Below are 14,169 nucleotides of genomic sequence, written 5' to 3'. Positions count from 1 at the left end.
AGGCAAGCCAGCTCCCACATTTGGAATGCATTCCCCTGTGGGAGCCGGGCTTGCCCGCGATGACGATCGCCCAAGCACTGCATACCCCCAGGCCGTATAATCGCCGTTTTTCTCCAAGGCACCCTTCCCCGTGGGCAATAAACGCTACAGCTGCATCGGTCTGTATAACCCAAAATCCCCCGAAAACGTCGGCTCGGTGATGCGTGCCGCCGGTTGCTACGGCGTGGCCTCGGTGTTCTACACCGGCGTGCGCTACGAGCGCGCCCGGGATTTCATCACCGACACCAAGAAGGTCCACCACGACATTCCGCTGATCGGCATCGACGACCTGAAGAAGATCCTGCCCCTGGGCTGCATCCCGGTTGCCGTGGAACTGGTGGAAGGCGCCCGCCCGCTGCCTGAATACACCCACCCCGACCGCGCGCTGTATATCTTCGGCCCCGAGGACGGTTCCCTGGACAAGGAGATCCGCGACTGGTGCGAAGATGTGGTGTACATCCCCACCACGGGCTGCATGAACCTGGCAGCCACCGTCAATGTGGTGCTCTACGACCGCCTGGCCAAGGGCAACAACACCCGTTCGGGCCCCAAGTACTGATTCTGCGGGAACATCCGGCACCTGCGCGCAGTCAGCTAGTAACACTAGCCCTTGTTGGAGACAGATCATGAGCGACAGCAAAATCTTGCAACCTATCATCGAAGCCACACCGTTGAAGCCTCAGCCTACCCAGAACGTGCATGGCTGGGAGCGCATCGGCTCAGTGGCGGGCGGCGTGATGATGGTCGGCAAAGGCCTGCGCCGCGGCGGGATTTTCGGGCTGATCCAGGTGGCGATTGGCGGCGTGGCACTGGCCCGTGGCTTTACCGGGCACAGTTCGCTCAAAGACAAGCTGGAGCAGGGTCGCCAGGAAATGAACAGCGTGCGCACGAAGATCGAGCGGGCCGGGGAAGAATTGAAGAATTTGAAGACCAAGGCGGAAGTGGCGGCTGAGAAGGCTGTAAAACCCAAAGCCTGACCTAAGTAATTGGACATGCTGGAGATTCAAATGTGGAAGGGGGCTTGCCCCCTCCCACATTTTGAATTGCACAGGGCTTGGGATCAGCGCAGCAGCTTGCTATCCAGTACCACCGACGATTCGCCGATTACGCTTTCAGCCAACTGAACGAACTCTTTGGTGTTGATGCTGTTCACCCGCATCACCGCCTGCGCCAGATCATCCAGGGAGCGCTTGTTGTGGGTTTTCACGCGGATCTCGCGGTCCAGGTCCTGCAACACCAGTACTGCCCGCGCTACACCAGCGCTGCCGATTTGCTCGCCTCTCAGCGTGGTGACCGCCTTGCTTTCTTTGGCCAGGCGCGCCTGGATCGCCGCATAACGCTCATCGGTGAGGCCCCCCGCACGTCGCACCAGTTCAATCGCGTAATACTCCCCCAGGCCCTCGCTGATCCAGTCACTGCTGTCGTGGTCGTTGAAGCGCCCGATGGCCTGCACCACCTCGCGCAGCAACGGGCTGCCGCCATTTTCGCTGACCAGTGGCGTACGGCTGTTAAGGTAGATCGAATCGTGCGACGCCCAGGCTCCGCGGCGCATCGGGTCACTCGCGCCGACGATCAACAATTTGGCGGGATGGCGTGGGAACGCAGCGTCCACCTGCGGCCAGACGAACGTCAGCAGCGTCAGCACGTCCATGCGGCGCATGCCCTGCCCCTTTGGCGAGGCCACGGTGACCTCGGTTTCACCCAGGCGCAGGCGACGGCTGCCGAGGTTACCGGCGAGCATCCAGCCGGTGGGGCGATCGAACAGGCGGGACACGTTGTCGATGCGAAATTTGTTTTTGCCAATGCGCGGCCAGGCAGTTTCGACGCTCCTCCAGCCCGCGGGCAGTTCGAACATCAGGCGCGAGACCAATTCAATGCCATCTTGCTGGTCCAGGCGCGCAGCCGGCACCAGGTCTTCACCGCGCAATAATGCCCAATTGGGCGTGGCCCGTGTGTCAAAGGTGCCCGGCTTGCGCGCGTGGGTCAGACGCACGCGGTAGGTCAGGCTGGCCTTGTCGGCGCTGGGCTGCCACACACCACGGCTGCCCGTGACTTGCCATTGGCCGTCGGCCTTGAAGTCGCTGTAATCACCACTGCGGCCCAGGTCAAAGTCCAGGCTGCGCACCGCCGAGCCTTGGGACAGGCTGACGTGCACCTCGGCCTGCTCGCTCTGGGGCAGCAGCTTGACGTGATAATCCAGGTCAACCTTCTTAGCGCACCAGCCCGGCCCGCTCAGGGCCAGCAATACCAGGGCCGCTGCCAACTTGGCTGCCACCTTCATACACACTCCTTTGTTCAGCCTGCACGGAAGATCAGGTAATCCTCCCAGTCGTCCTCTGGCACGCTGCCTTCGCTGAGCATGCGCCCGGACTGGGAAATGCGTTCATGGTGCACGGCGTCGCGGTCGCCGCAGACCAGGTGGTGCCAGAGCGGCAAATCCTTGCGCTCGCTGACCAGACGATAGCCGCAGGTTGGCGGCAGCCATTTGAACTGGTCGGCCTGGCCGGGCGTGAGCTGGATACAGTCCGGCACCGAAGCGCGGCGATTGGGGTAATCGGTGCACTGGCAGGTTTTCAGGTCGAGCAGTTTGCAGGCGATACGCGTGTAATAGACGCTGTTGTCGTCTTCATCCTCAAGCTTTTGCAGACAGCACAGGCCGCAGCCGTCGCACAACGACTCCCACTCCTCCTGGTCGAGGTGCTCAAGGGTTTTGCGTATCCAGAAAGGTTCGACTTTGGCGGCCATGGCTCTACATCAGTATCAGAAGGTGAAAAGGCCGCCAGTCTAGTGCCCAAGCCCGTTACGGCCAAGCGCTTACGACTGACGGTGTTGCAAGACTTGTCAGGCCTGGGTTGGCGCAGTAGTTTTGAACCCCGGCTTTTTTCATCAGGATCTGTCCATGAGCGATAACCCACGCGTTGCCGATTACCCGATCCATACCCAATTCACCGAACGCTGGTCGCCCCGCGCCTTTACTGGCGAAAGCATCCCGCAAGAGACGTTGCTGAGTTTCTTCGAAGCCGCACGCTGGGCACCCTCGGCGTACAACTCGCAGCCGTGGCGGTTTCTCTACGCCCGCCGGGACACGCCGGACTGGGAGCGTTTCCTGGGCCTGCTGAATGAGTTCAACCGCAATTGGGCGCAGCATGCGTCGGCCCTGGTCATCATCGCGTCGAAAACCGACTTCATCGCCCCCGGCGCTACAGAAGAAACCCCGGCGCTGTGGCACACCTTCGACACCGGCTCGGCCTGGGGCCACCTGGCGCTGCAAGCCAGCCTCAGCGGCTGGCACACCCACGGCATGGCCGGTTTCGATCAGGAGCTGACCCGCAAAGAGCTGAAGATTCCACAAGGCTATGCGCTGCACGCGGCCGTAGCGGTGGGTAAGCTGGGTGACAAGTCGAACCTGCCGCAATACCTGCAAGGCCGTGAAGCGCCGAGCCCGCGCAAGCCGTTGACTGAACTGGTGTCCGAGGGCGACTTCAGCCTGTAAGCCTAGTGCAACTCCAATGTGGGAGGGAGCAAGCCCCCTCTCACATTTTAGATTGATGCATGGCCAAGGATCAGTAGCCCCGGTCGAAGTCCACTTCGCCGCGCAGCGCTTGCTTGGCCTGGTAGGCGCGCACGTTTTGCACAAACAACGCCACCATCATCGACGGCGAGGTCGGTGCCGAGCTGTGCCCAGTCAACAGCAAACCCCACGCGGTCCAGAACGGGTGGCGTTGCGGCAACGGCTCCTGACGGCACACGTCGATCACCGCGCCGGCCAGATGCCCTTCTTTCAGGGCCTCGACCAGGTCGGCATCCACCACCGCCACGCCGCGCCCGACGTTGATAAACAGCGCCGTCGACTTGAATTGCTTGAACAACGCCGCGTTGTACACGTCATGGGTGTCCGGGGTATTGGGCAGCAGGTTGATCACGTAATCGACCTCGCCCACCAAGCGGCCCAACTGATCGAGCCCGGCCACTTCGATAAAGGGTGCCTGTTCCCGCGCCGTACTGGCGATGCCGTACAACTTGACGCCAAAGGGCACCAGGAAATCAGCCACGCTTTTGCCAATATCACCCGTGCCGACAATCAGCGCCTTGCGCCCCGCCAGGCTCTGGCCCATGCGGTTGTCCCACTTGCGCTCGACCTGGCTGACCAGGCGCGCCAGCACTTCGCGCTCATGGCCCAGCATATAGGTGAGGACAAACTCGGCCATGACCTGGCCAAAGATGCCGACTGCACGGGTGAGGCGATAGTCGCGGGGCAAGCCATCGGCCAGCAGCGGCGTGATACCGGCCCAGGTCGATTGCAACCACTGCGGGTGATGGCCCTGGCGCAGCAGCGTCGCCAGCAGATCGGGCTGGCCCAGCCACACCGGGCAATCGGCGGCCAGGCGCGAGAGTTCGGCCGAGTCACCGCTGGTCAGCACGTCAAGGTCCGGGGCGGCCTCCTTGAGCAGTTGGGCGTAGAGCGGGTGATCCTGTTCAGCAATCAGAACACGCATGGTTCAAACCTTTCAAAAACAATGCAGACGGCCGCCCGCATCCTTACGGCCACCGTCGTCTAATACGATTCCATTTAAAGCCTGTGCCCTGACACGGGCACTGATCGATCACATCGGGTCGTTGCGGCGCAGCAACTCTTCGGGCAAGTGCTCGATGTACTCGTCTTCGGCCGGCGGCATTTGCAGGTGGTAGCCCTGTTTGTCGAGGTTTTCCAGCACCACGGTGATGTCTTCGCGCGACAGCTTGCGCTCCGGCGTCAGCACCATGTCAAACGCGTGATGCGCCTTGCCGAAGGCCTCCATCAACGGCTCGGGCACGCGCTCGAGGGCATCGCTTTTGAGCACGTAGAGGTACATGCCGTCTTTTTTCTTGCTGCGGTAGATGGAACAAATACGTTTCAAGGCTGTTCTCCGGCATTGGCCAGGCTGTCGAGCAGCGCCTGGCCCATCAACTCGCGGCGCCAGCCACGCAGCGAGTCTGGCAATTGGTAAGGCCCATCGGGGTAGCCACTTTTGACCAGGGCTTCGAGGGTTTTCTTGCGCAGCATCAGTTCCGGCGCCATCTCCAGGCGCTCGGCGAACGTCTGGCCCAGGGCGCGCAGTTGCTTGATCAGCGCGGCGGCGTCCACCGGCAACGGTTCGGCCACGGCGGGAGGCCATTGGTCCATCGGCACGCTACCGGCACGTTTGATCAGGTCCAGCAGGAACTGGCCGTCCTGACGCACGGTACGCGGGTGCATGTCTTCGATCTTGCCCAGCGCGGCCAGGTTATCCGGCTGGGATTTGGCCAACGGCCAGAGCGAATGCTCGCGGATGATGCGGTTGCGCGGCAGGTCCCGGGCGCGGGCCTGCTGTTCGCGCCAGGCGCACAATTCACGCAGCACGGCAAGTTGGGCACGGGACAGTTTCCACGCCAGCTTGGCATCGCGGTACACCTCGAAAGGGTCGATTTCGCGGCGCAGGTTGGCCACCAGTTCGGCACCGTCTTCCAGGACCCAGGCGTACTTGTCATCCGATAGCTGCGGGCGCAGGCGAATATAGACCTCGGCCAGGTGCACCGCGTCTTCAGCGGCGTAGCTGACCTGCGTCTCGGACAATGGCCGCTGCAGCCAGTCCGAACGGGTTTCGCCCTTGGGCAGCTCGATATCCAGCACGGCTTGCACCAGGCGCGAATAGCCCATGGAAAAGCCGAGGTTGAGGTAAGCCGCGGCCAACTGGGTGTCGAACAACGGTGCCGGCAGGCTGCCGGTCAGGCGCAACAGCACTTCCAGGTCTTCGCTGCAGGCGTGCACCACCTTGATCACCGCCGGGTTCTCCAGCAAAGCGGCCAAGGGTTGCCAGTTGTCGATGGTCAGGGGGTCGATCAGGTAAGCGCGTACGCCATCACCGATCTGGATCAGCCCGGCAATAGGGTAAAAGGTGTCGACCCGCATGAATTCGGTGTCGAGGGCGACGAATGGCAACTGCTGCCATTGGGCGCAATGCTGGCCGAGGCTATCGTTGTCGCAGATCCAGTGAATATCGATGGCCACACGGCTCTCCCTTGAAGAATGGCGCGCAGTATATATCGCGAAAGGGGCTTGCGAGCATCCGTAGTGCACACACCATCATGAAAACTCCGACAGGAGATGAAGAATAGTCCGACATATGGGAGTTATCCTCTCTTACGCAGGACGTACACACACCACAGTTTGGAGCCCGGCAGGAACTCCTGGTAATTCAGAACCTTGAAGCCCGCCTGACGAAACTCATCCTCTACCGGTGTACCCGCGCTTACGGAAACAATCACCGTGTCGCGGCTGACGCGGTGAAACTCGCGCAACAACATTAATCGCACATCGCTGCTGGGCACATGGCGAAACAACTCCAGGCAGAAAATACAGTCCACCGCGTTCGCCGAAAGGCCAATCGAAAACGCCGAGCCCTGGAAGGTTTTGACACGTTTTAGCAACGTGCCCGGGTGATGGGTGCGCGCGTGGTCGAGCATGGCCTGGGAGTTGTCAGAGGCGAGGATCACCCGGTTGACGTGCTCGGCCAGCACCGGCCAGAAGCGCCCCGAACCACAGGCCAGGTCAAGGATAAGCCCTGGCTCACCCGCGACCTTCAGCGCATGGCGTACCAGCCGCGCATCCCGCCACGCGGCCAAGCGCTGCAACAGCCTTGGCGGACGCGGATCACCGCACACCCTGGCATGCTCACGGTCACAGCGCTCGGTGAATTCAGTCTCGATGGGGGATGGAGGTTGTGGCGACATCACGGGCTCATGTGGGTAAAACGGTAGTGAACGACCTTGATTCCCAGCTTAACCACTGCAACGTGAAAAAAAGGTCGAAAGCCGCCACCGTAAACTCCGTCACGCCTGATGCAGGTACCAACGCCAATCCTGCTCGCCGACCTCGCCCATGAACTGGCGATATTCGGCACGTTTGACTGCCAGGTAAACACCAAGGAATTCACTGCCAAACGCATCCTTTGCCCATCGTGAAGCCTCAAGCGCACGCAGGGTGGTCAGCCAGTCAGTGGGCAACAGCTCCTTGGCCTGGGCATAACCGTTTCCTTCCACCGGGGCGCCAGGGTCGCGTTGCTCGCGAATGCCGCGATGGATGCCGGCCAGGATCGCGGCGGCCGCCAGATAAGGGTTGGCATCGGCGCCGCAGATGCGGTGCTCGATATGCCGGGAACTGGCCGGGCCACCGGGCACGCGCAGGCTGACGGTGCGGTTGTCCACGCCCCAGGTGGCAGCCAGCGGGGCATAGCTGTTGGTTTGGAAACGCCGATAGGAGTTGGCGTTGGGGCAGAACATCAGCAGCGAATCGAGCAACGTACTCAGCATCCCGCCCACCGCCTGGCGCAGCAGTGGCGTGCCATCAGCCGCCTCGCTGGCGAACAGGTTATTGCCCTGGGCATCGGCCAGGCTGACGTGCATATGCATACCGGTGCCGGCCAGGTCGTCGAACGGCTTGGCCATAAAACATGCGGCCATTCCATGCTTGTGGGCCACGCCCTTGACCAGGCGTTTGTAGCGCACCGCTTCGTCCATCGCCTGTAAAGCATCAGTGCGATGTTCAAGGGTAATTTCCACTTGGCCCGGGGCGTACTCGGAGATGGCCGTTCGCGCCGGGATACCTTGCAGCTTGCAGGCGCTATAAAGGTCGGCGAGAAACGGCTCGATCTGCTCCAGTTCGCGCAGGCCGTAGACCTGGGTCGAACGCGGGCGATTGCCGTCCATATCCCGCGCCGGTTGCGGACGACCGTTGCCGTCGGGCTTCTGGTCGAGCAGGTAGAACTCCAGCTCTGCCGCCATCACTGGGTAATAGCCATCGGCTTTGAGTGCATCGATGACCTTGGCGAGCAAATGCCGAGGGTCGGCCACGGTAGCGGGCAAGCCTTGTGTGGGGTGCATGCTGACTTGCACCGCCGCGGTGGGGATCAAACGCCAGGGCATACGCTGCAAACTGCCACTGATCGGGTAGGCGCGGCAGTCGATATCGCCGACTTCCCACACCAGCCCTGAGTTTTCTACGTCATCGCCATTGATGGTCAGGCCGAGAATGGTGCTGGGCAGTGGCCGACCGGTTTCGTACACCGCCAGCAGTTCGTCGCGGTGCAGCAGCTTGCCGCGGGGTACGCCGTTGTTGTCGAGGATAAACAGCTCGAACATCTCAATGTCGGGGTTCTGCTCAAGGAAGGTTCGGGCTTCGTGCAGGCGGGCAAAGACACTCATGGCAATTCTCATACGTTTGGGTCGGGCAGATGCAGATGGGCACAGGTGCACGTCATCCGTGGGGGTGGATCAACGTAGAAAAGAGGTGTCTGGCGGGCGCGCGTGTCGACAATGGAACAAGGCCCAGAACGCAAGTGCAGAAGGCAGTGTCGCGGCGTGAGTGTCGGGGCAACCGTCCATGCGCGGATCACAGAAATAGAGAACCCCGAGCGTCACACGCCTGGATAGGCGGTTAAATTCAGGCTTGATGGAGTTTGGGTGCAGTTTGGCTAAACATTCCCCGCACCTTGCCACCCTGCCCGGCGCTGGAAATAATGGGTGCCCCGACCGTGCCCCAAGGACTCGCCCCCATGAAAGCTCCTCTGGCCCTCTGTGTGCTGGCAAGCCTGGTAAACATCGCCCAGGCCGACACTGTCCCGTCACGTCTTGACGAGGTGATCCAGCGCGGCACCCTGACCGTTTGCACAACGGGCGACTACAAGCCCTACACCTCATTGCGCGCCGATGGCCGTTATGAAGGTATCGACATCGCCATGGCCGAGTCCCTGGCCAAGAGCCTCAACACCACGATCAAGTGGGTGCCCACCACCTGGAAAACCCTGATGCCGGACTTCCTCGCCCAACGGTGCGACATCGCCGTGGGTGGGATTTCGGTGTCGTTGGAGCGGCAGAAAAAGGCGTTCTTCAGCCAATCGCTAGGGGTTGACGGCAAGATCCCACTGGTGCGCTGCGCCGATGTGCAGCGCTACCAAACGGTTGAGCAGATCAACCAGCCACAGGTGCGGGTGATCGAGCCGGCAGGTGGCACCAATGAAGTGTTTGCCCGTGCCCACCTGGGCCAGACGCAGATTCGCCTGCATGACAATGTGACGATTTTTGATGAGCTGCTGGCGGGCAAGGCCGATGTGATGATTACCGATGCCAGCGAGGCGCGGTATCAGCAGAAGCTCAAGCCGGGGTTGTGTGCGGTCAATCCTGAGCGGCCGATGCAGTACAGTGAAAAAGCCTTCCTGTTACCTCGCGATGATGTGGCCTGGAAGAGTTATGTTGATCAGTGGTTGCACTTGAGCGTGGCGACCGGGGGGTATGCGGGGATTGTCAGCCAGTGGTTGGCTGCGCCTTGAATTTGCTGCCATGACGGCCTGTCTGGCGCACCGAGATCCAAATGTGGGAGGGGGCTTGCTCCCGATATAGGTGGATCAGCCAAAAAATTGTTAACTGACACTCCGCTATCGGGAGCAAGCCCCCTCCCACATCAGCTCGACGAACGCCCTGCAGGCGGCGCTGCGGTAGGCGCCCTTGCGGCTCAATAGTGCGGCAGTACGCTGCGGCAGCGGTGGGTCGATGGTCACGGCGTGCAGCCCCGTCTGCGCCTCGGCCAGTGCTTGGGGCAGGACGGTTGCCAGTGACGTGTTGCGGACGATTTCGATGATTGCGCTGATGGAGTTGGCTTCCATGGCGATAAATGGTTTCACACCTTGCCCGCGGCAGTAGTCATCTATATGGCGGCGGGTAGCGAAGCTCGTGTTCAGCAGCACCAGGGGTTGTTCCAGCCAAACGAGTCGGCTCAATTGGGGATGGCTGGCACTGACCACTACGCTCAGTTGTTCGACGAACAGCCCCTTGCACTCAATGTCCGGCCCATGTTCGCCGGTAAATCCGATACCGATATCCAGCAGGTCTTCGCCCAGTGCAGCTTCGATACGGTCCTGGGTCAACTCCTCGACGCTGAGGGTGATGCCCGGGTACAGCGTATTGAATCGCGCCAGCAACGGGCCGATCAGGTAGGCGGTGAAGGTCGGCGTCATGGCCAGTCGCAAATGCCCGCGGCTGAGGTCCTGCACATCGTGTATGGCGCGGCTGCCGGCCTGCAGGTCCTGCAAGGCCAGCCGGGCAAAGCGCACATAGGCTTGCCCCGCATCGGTCAGGCTGATACTGCGCCCGGAGCGGTCGAGCAGCGGCGCGCCGAGGCTTTCTTCCAGCTGTTTGATCTGTTGTGAGAGGGTCGGCTGCGATACATGCAGCGCTTCGGCGGCGCGAGTGAAGTTGCGATGCTCGGCAACGGCGAGCAAGTAACGGATATGACGCAGCAGCATCGACAGCGCTCCAGCTATAGGCATGACTTATGGACAGCATCATAAACCGGTCTTGGACGCTATAGCCGAAAACTTCCATCCTTGCCCCATCAGCGACGCAAGGAGAACCACCATGCAGCATCTCATCGATGGCTTCCGCAAATTCCAACGTGAAGCCTTTTCCCAACGCAGCGACTTGTTCAAGCACCTGGCGACCACACAGAACCCCGGCACCTTGTTCGTGTCCTGCTCCGACAGCCGTGTCGTACCGGAGCTTCTGACCCAGCAGGAACCCGGCGATCTGTTCGTGATCCGCAATGCCGGCAATATCGTGCCGTCCTACGGCCCCGAGCCGGGTGGTGTGTCGGCCACGGTTGAATATGCGGTGGCGGTACTCGGGGTCAGCGACATTGTGATTTGCGGGCATTCGGACTGCGGCGCCATGACTGCCATTTCCACCTGCAAGTGCCTGGACCATCTGCCGGCCGTGGCCAACTGGTTGCGTCATGCCGAGTCAGCCAAGGTGATCAATGCATCCCGTACGCATGTCTCGGACGCTGCGCGCCTGGATTCATTGGTGCGCGAAAACGTGGTCGCCCAACTGGCTAATCTCAAGACTCACCCCAGCGTTGCGCTGGCCCTGGAACAAGGCCGGATGAACCTGCATGGCTGGGTGTATGACATCGAAACCGGTGGCATCGACGCGCTGGACGGTCGCACCGGACGCTTCGTCTCTTTGCTCGACCATCCAACCACCCGCGCCCACGCTGCCTGAACCTTAACCACCCAAGAGGACATCACCATGTTGCAATCCCAATTCGCCCAAACCCCACGCCTGGCCCTGGCCGATACCGTTATCGACCTCAAGGCACGCAAGAATCTGTCATGGCAGGACCTCACCGATGGCACCGGCCTGAGCCTGGCGTTCGTCACCGCCGCCCTGCTCGGCCAGCACCCACTGCCCAAGGAGGCGGCCGACATCGTGTGCGACAAACTCGGCCTCGACCAGGACGCCAGCCGCCTGCTGCAAAGCGTCCCACTGCGCGGCAGTTTCCCCAGCGGTGTGCCGACCGATCCGACGATGTACCGCTTCTACGAAATGCTGCAGGTCTACGGCTCTACCTTGAAGGCCTTGGTGCATGAGCAATTCGGCGACGGCATCATCAGCGCCATCAACTTCAAGCTGGACATCAAGAAAGTCGAAGACCCGGACGGCGGCTCCCGTGCGGTCATCACCCTGGACGGCAAATACCTGCCCACTAAACCCTTCTGATTTGCCGCCAACCGTCTACGCTCTTGGCACACCAACAAGAACGAGGGACGGTAAATGAAGAGACTGCTCCGATTCACCTGGCTGCTGCTGTTGTGTTGCAGCCAGGTGCATGCCGCCACGGCACAGGAAGCGGATGCCCAAGCCGCCAAGGCCCTGCTGGAAAAGGCCTTGGCGTACTACCACAAGCAAGGTGACAAGGCGTTCGCCGCCTTCAGCCGTCAGGGCGAATTCATCGACCAGGACCGTTATGTGTTTGTGGTCAATACCCAAGGCGTACTGTTGGCCAGTGGCGGGCCCTCCTCCGCGCTGATCGGTCGCGACGTGTCCGAGGTACTCGGGCCCGACCTGCAAGCCTCGTTCAAACAAGCCTTGAGCGTGCCGGAAAGCCAGGGTATCCAGCAGGCTGACTATCGCTGGCAGAACTGGAACGACGGCAAGGTCGAACATAAGCATGTGTTTTATCAGCGGGTGGGCGAACGCATCCTGGCGGTCGGTTATTACTTGCCGCGCGCCACGCCAGAACAGGCACGGGCGCTGCGCAACAAGGCGGTGGAAGCGCTGGTCAAGGATGAAACCGGCACGCTCAAGGCGATCAACTCCTTGCAGGGCGGCTTCTTGCAAGATGACCTGTATGTGTTCGTGGTAGACCTGAACACGCGACGCTACGTCGCCCACGGCACCAACCTGCGCCTGATCAACACCGACTTTGCCAAGATCAAGGACCCGGATGGCAAACCGGTGGGTGTGCCGATCCTCAAGATGATGGCCGAGCAGGACCAGGGCGAATACAAATACCGCTGGAAAAACCCAGTGACGGGTAAGGTCGAGAACAAGCACGCTTATGTGCGCAAAAGCGGGCACTTCATGGTTGCGGTGGGATATTACAGCCCCTGACCTGACTTGAAACGCAATCAAACTGTGGGAGCAAGTCGAATCGTCGCGCCGCCCCTCCCACATTTGGTTTCCTACATTCAGTTGGACCTAGCGGGCTTTGTCTTCCCGACCACGCAGCACCCGATTCGGCATCACGATCGCAGCCGCCAACCCCAGCAACGACACTGCCGCACTCACCATCAGCAAATGCCGGAACGTCACCGCCAACTCCCCGCGCAACGCATCCTGCGCCGGGCCGGGTGCGGCGTTGAGGCCGTCAAGCAGCACGTTGCCAGAACTGCCTTCGGCCACCAGTGCGGCGCTCGTCAAATGGGCGAAACTGGAGTCGTGCAACAGCGCCAGCAGCAACGCCGACATGCAAGCCACCCCCACTGCCCCGCCCAGGGAGCGGAACAGGTTGGTGGTGCTGGTGGCCACACCGATATCCCGTTGCTCTACCGAGTTCTGCGTACCCACCAACGAGGTCGGGAACTGCATACCGGCGGCAATGCCGCACAACAGCATGAATACGCTGGTGAGCACCACCGCCTGGGGCGCGCTGTAGGCCATGCCGAGAATCGCCAGCGGGCTCAACACTGCGCCACTGAGGATCATCGGTTTATAGCGGCCAGTCACCGACGTCATGCGCCCGGCAAAATACGCGCCCATCGGCAAGCCCATCGCCAAGGGCAGCAAGTGCAGGGCCGCACTGTCGGCACCGGCGCCGGTCACGGTCTGGTAACGCAGGGGCATCAGCACGGTCAGGGAAATTGCCTGGAAGCTGGTGACAAAAATCGTGCACCAACACAACACCGCATTGCGGTTGGCAAACAAGTGCATGGGCAGCAGCGGTTCGCGCGCGCGGCGTTCGTGCCACACAAACACGCTCAACGCCAACAGTGCGCAGGCCAACAACCCCAGCACTTGATCGTCACGCCACGAATGGCCCTGGCCGATTTCGGTGATGCCCAGCAACAAGGCGGTGAGGCCGATGATCATCAGCACCGTGCCGAGGTAATCGATGATCGGCTTGCGCTGCGGCACCGGCAGCCCCACCAGAGTGCGATGGGCCACGTACCAGGCGCCGGCACCCAGCGGCAGGTTGATCAAAAACACCCAGCGCCACGACAGGTACTCGGTCATATAACCGCCCAGCACCGGCCCCGCCACGCTGGCCACCGCGTACATGCTGCTGAAATACCCCTGATAACGTCCCCGTTCGCGGGGAGGAATAATGTCGCCAATGATTGCCTGGCTCACTGAAATCATCCCGCCGGCACCGATGCCCTGGAGAATCCGCGCCAGCACCAATTGCTCCATGCTTTGCGCCATGCCACAAAACAGCGACGCCAGGGTAAACACGCCCATGCCGATCAGCATCATGGGCCGACGCCCATACAGATCGCCAAGCTTGCCGTAGATCGGCACCGCCACGGTCATCGCCACCATATAGCCGGAAATCACCCAGGCCAGCAGGTTGACGTCATGAAACTGCGCGGAAATGGCCGGCATGGACACCGCCACAATGGTCTGGTCCAGGGCGCCGAGGAAGATCGCCATCATCAGCGCAGCGAGAATACTGCGCACGGCGGGAACGGTTGGGGCGGGCTGATTGAGGTGAGTCACGGCAGAACCTTCGAACAAGGCCCGCAGGACAAGATCGCCCGCGGGAATGCTCAATACGATAGC

The 14,169-nt window shown here is 61.3% G+C and carries 16 protein-coding genes; 7 read left to right on the top strand and 9 right to left on the bottom strand.

The features are described from left to right. Nucleotides 1–130 precede the first annotated feature (130 nt). Both E3O56_RS10315 and E3O56_RS10310 read left to right on the top strand, forming a co-directional pair. A complete protein-coding gene (locus E3O56_RS10315) occupies nucleotides 131–598 on the top strand; it encodes an RNA methyltransferase (RefSeq protein WP_003189607.1) in 468 nt (155 codons plus the stop codon). Nucleotides 599–665: 67 nt separating this feature from the next. Beyond that, entirely contained in the window at nucleotides 666–1,016 is a 351-nt protein-coding gene (locus tag E3O56_RS10310) for a DUF2892 domain-containing protein (protein WP_032877238.1), read from the top strand. A gap of 83 nt (nucleotides 1,017–1,099) precedes the next feature. Here E3O56_RS10310 and E3O56_RS10305 read toward each other — a convergent pair whose 3' ends face one another. Together E3O56_RS10305 and E3O56_RS10300 are read right to left on the bottom strand one after the other, a co-directional pair. Then, on the bottom strand, nucleotides 1,100–2,320 hold the full coding sequence (locus E3O56_RS10305; protein ID WP_248128171.1) for a hypothetical protein: 1,221 nt from the start codon (nucleotides 2,318–2,320) through the stop codon (nucleotides 1,100–1,102). 14 nt (nucleotides 2,321–2,334) lie between these two features. Continuing rightward, complete coding sequence (locus E3O56_RS10300) at nucleotides 2,335–2,784, bottom strand: YcgN family cysteine cluster protein (RefSeq protein ID WP_003172524.1); 450 nt, start codon at nucleotides 2,782–2,784, stop codon at nucleotides 2,335–2,337. A gap of 154 nt (nucleotides 2,785–2,938) precedes the next feature. On the opposite strand from E3O56_RS10300, the gene E3O56_RS10295 reads away from it, so the two are divergent. After that, nucleotides 2,939–3,532, top strand: a complete 594-nt coding sequence (locus E3O56_RS10295; protein ID WP_078820608.1) for a nitroreductase family protein — start codon at nucleotides 2,939–2,941, stop codon at nucleotides 3,530–3,532. Between the two features lie 70 nt (nucleotides 3,533–3,602). On the opposite strand, the gene E3O56_RS10290 is transcribed toward E3O56_RS10295, so the two are convergent. From E3O56_RS10290 to E3O56_RS10270, 5 genes are all read right to left on the bottom strand, one after another. Next, on the bottom strand, nucleotides 3,603–4,535 hold the full coding sequence (locus E3O56_RS10290; RefSeq protein ID WP_248128170.1) for a D-2-hydroxyacid dehydrogenase: 933 nt from the start codon (nucleotides 4,533–4,535) through the stop codon (nucleotides 3,603–3,605). A 108-nt stretch (nucleotides 4,536–4,643) separates the two neighbouring features. Further along, the gene (locus E3O56_RS10285) at nucleotides 4,644–4,937 is read right to left on the bottom strand and encodes a YcgL domain-containing protein (protein ID WP_014717482.1); all 294 of its coding nucleotides are present in this window, start codon (nucleotides 4,935–4,937) and stop codon (nucleotides 4,644–4,646) included. Further along, entirely contained in the window at nucleotides 4,934–6,067 is a 1,134-nt protein-coding gene (rnd, locus tag E3O56_RS10280; protein WP_032877242.1) for a ribonuclease D, read from the bottom strand. The genes E3O56_RS10285 and rnd overlap by 4 nt, the downstream gene beginning before the upstream one ends. A 122-nt stretch (nucleotides 6,068–6,189) precedes the next feature. Then, nucleotides 6,190–6,789, bottom strand: coding sequence for a class I SAM-dependent methyltransferase (locus tag E3O56_RS10275; protein WP_005786086.1), 600 nt, complete (start codon nucleotides 6,787–6,789; stop codon nucleotides 6,190–6,192). Nucleotides 6,790–6,888: 99 nt separating this feature from the next. Further along, nucleotides 6,889–8,259: a glutamine synthetase family protein gene (locus E3O56_RS10270; RefSeq protein WP_005786085.1), complete on the bottom strand. Its 1,371-nt coding sequence runs from the start codon at nucleotides 8,257–8,259 to the stop codon at nucleotides 6,889–6,891. A 350-nt stretch (nucleotides 8,260–8,609) separates the two neighbouring features. Here E3O56_RS10270 and E3O56_RS10265 point away from each other — a divergent pair, with 350 nt between their 5' ends. Continuing rightward, a complete protein-coding gene (locus E3O56_RS10265; protein ID WP_148852361.1) occupies nucleotides 8,610–9,383 on the top strand; it encodes a transporter substrate-binding domain-containing protein in 774 nt (257 codons plus the stop codon). Nucleotides 9,384–9,488: 105 nt separating this feature from the next. Here the strand turns inward: E3O56_RS10265 and cynR are convergent, their stop codons facing one another. Continuing rightward, the gene (gene cynR / locus E3O56_RS10260; RefSeq protein WP_248128169.1) at nucleotides 9,489–10,355 is read right to left on the bottom strand and encodes a transcriptional regulator CynR; all 867 of its coding nucleotides are present in this window, start codon (nucleotides 10,353–10,355) and stop codon (nucleotides 9,489–9,491) included. Nucleotides 10,356–10,467: 112 nt separating this feature from the next. Between cynR and E3O56_RS10255 the strand changes: the two genes are divergently transcribed. The 3 genes from E3O56_RS10255 to E3O56_RS10245 are packed head-to-tail and all read left to right on the top strand — an operon-like array spanning nucleotide 10,468 to nucleotide 12,501. Next, the gene (locus E3O56_RS10255) at nucleotides 10,468–11,109 is read left to right on the top strand and encodes a carbonic anhydrase (RefSeq protein WP_005786082.1); all 642 of its coding nucleotides are present in this window, start codon (nucleotides 10,468–10,470) and stop codon (nucleotides 11,107–11,109) included. A 27-nt stretch (nucleotides 11,110–11,136) separates the two neighbouring features. Beyond that, nucleotides 11,137–11,607 carry a cyanase gene (gene cynS, locus E3O56_RS10250; RefSeq protein ID WP_005786081.1) on the top strand — a complete coding sequence of 157 codons (471 nt, stop codon included), beginning with the start codon at nucleotides 11,137–11,139 and terminating at the stop codon, nucleotides 11,605–11,607. A 54-nt stretch (nucleotides 11,608–11,661) separates the two neighbouring features. Next, on the top strand, nucleotides 11,662–12,501 hold the full coding sequence (locus tag E3O56_RS10245; protein ID WP_148852364.1) for a cache domain-containing protein: 840 nt from the start codon (nucleotides 11,662–11,664) through the stop codon (nucleotides 12,499–12,501). A gap of 87 nt (nucleotides 12,502–12,588) precedes the next feature. Here E3O56_RS10245 and E3O56_RS10240 read toward each other — a convergent pair whose 3' ends face one another. Further along, the gene (locus tag E3O56_RS10240; protein WP_103733599.1) at nucleotides 12,589–14,106 is read right to left on the bottom strand and encodes an MDR family MFS transporter; all 1,518 of its coding nucleotides are present in this window, start codon (nucleotides 14,104–14,106) and stop codon (nucleotides 12,589–12,591) included. Nucleotides 14,107–14,169 lie beyond the last annotated feature (63 nt).

This window comes from Pseudomonas sp. W2Aug9, assembly GCF_023127755.1.
Lineage (GTDB): Bacteria > Pseudomonadota > Gammaproteobacteria > Pseudomonadales > Pseudomonadaceae > Aquipseudomonas > Aquipseudomonas synxantha_A.
The sequence above is the reverse complement of the archived record's forward strand: the minus strand, read 5'-3'. Positions and strand labels throughout refer to the sequence as shown.

Excerpts from the sequence above, each read along its gene's own strand:
- E3O56_RS10275 (WP_005786086.1), bottom strand. The coding sequence starts at position 6,789 with ATGTCGCCACAACCTCCATCCCCCATCGAGACTGAATTCACCGAGCGC.
- E3O56_RS10245 (WP_148852364.1), top strand. The coding sequence starts at position 11,662 with ATGAAGAGACTGCTCCGATTCACCTGGCTGCTGCTGTTGTGTTGCAGC.
- E3O56_RS10300 (WP_003172524.1), bottom strand. The coding sequence starts at position 2,784 with ATGGCCGCCAAAGTCGAACCTTTCTGGATACGCAAAACCCTTGAGCAC.
- E3O56_RS10255 (WP_005786082.1), top strand. The coding sequence starts at position 10,468 with ATGCAGCATCTCATCGATGGCTTCCGCAAATTCCAACGTGAAGCCTTT.
- E3O56_RS10265 (WP_148852361.1), top strand. The coding sequence starts at position 8,610 with ATGAAAGCTCCTCTGGCCCTCTGTGTGCTGGCAAGCCTGGTAAACATC.
- cynR (WP_248128169.1), bottom strand. The coding sequence starts at position 10,355 with ATGCTGCTGCGTCATATCCGTTACTTGCTCGCCGTTGCCGAGCATCGC.
- E3O56_RS10295 (WP_078820608.1), top strand. The coding sequence starts at position 2,939 with ATGAGCGATAACCCACGCGTTGCCGATTACCCGATCCATACCCAATTC.
- E3O56_RS10305 (WP_248128171.1), bottom strand. The coding sequence starts at position 2,320 with ATGAAGGTGGCAGCCAAGTTGGCAGCGGCCCTGGTATTGCTGGCCCTG.
- E3O56_RS10290 (WP_248128170.1), bottom strand. The coding sequence starts at position 4,535 with ATGCGTGTTCTGATTGCTGAACAGGATCACCCGCTCTACGCCCAACTG.
- E3O56_RS10310 (WP_032877238.1), top strand. The coding sequence starts at position 666 with ATGAGCGACAGCAAAATCTTGCAACCTATCATCGAAGCCACACCGTTG.
- cynS (WP_005786081.1), top strand. The coding sequence starts at position 11,137 with ATGTTGCAATCCCAATTCGCCCAAACCCCACGCCTGGCCCTGGCCGAT.
- E3O56_RS10270 (WP_005786085.1), bottom strand. The coding sequence starts at position 8,259 with ATGAGTGTCTTTGCCCGCCTGCACGAAGCCCGAACCTTCCTTGAGCAG.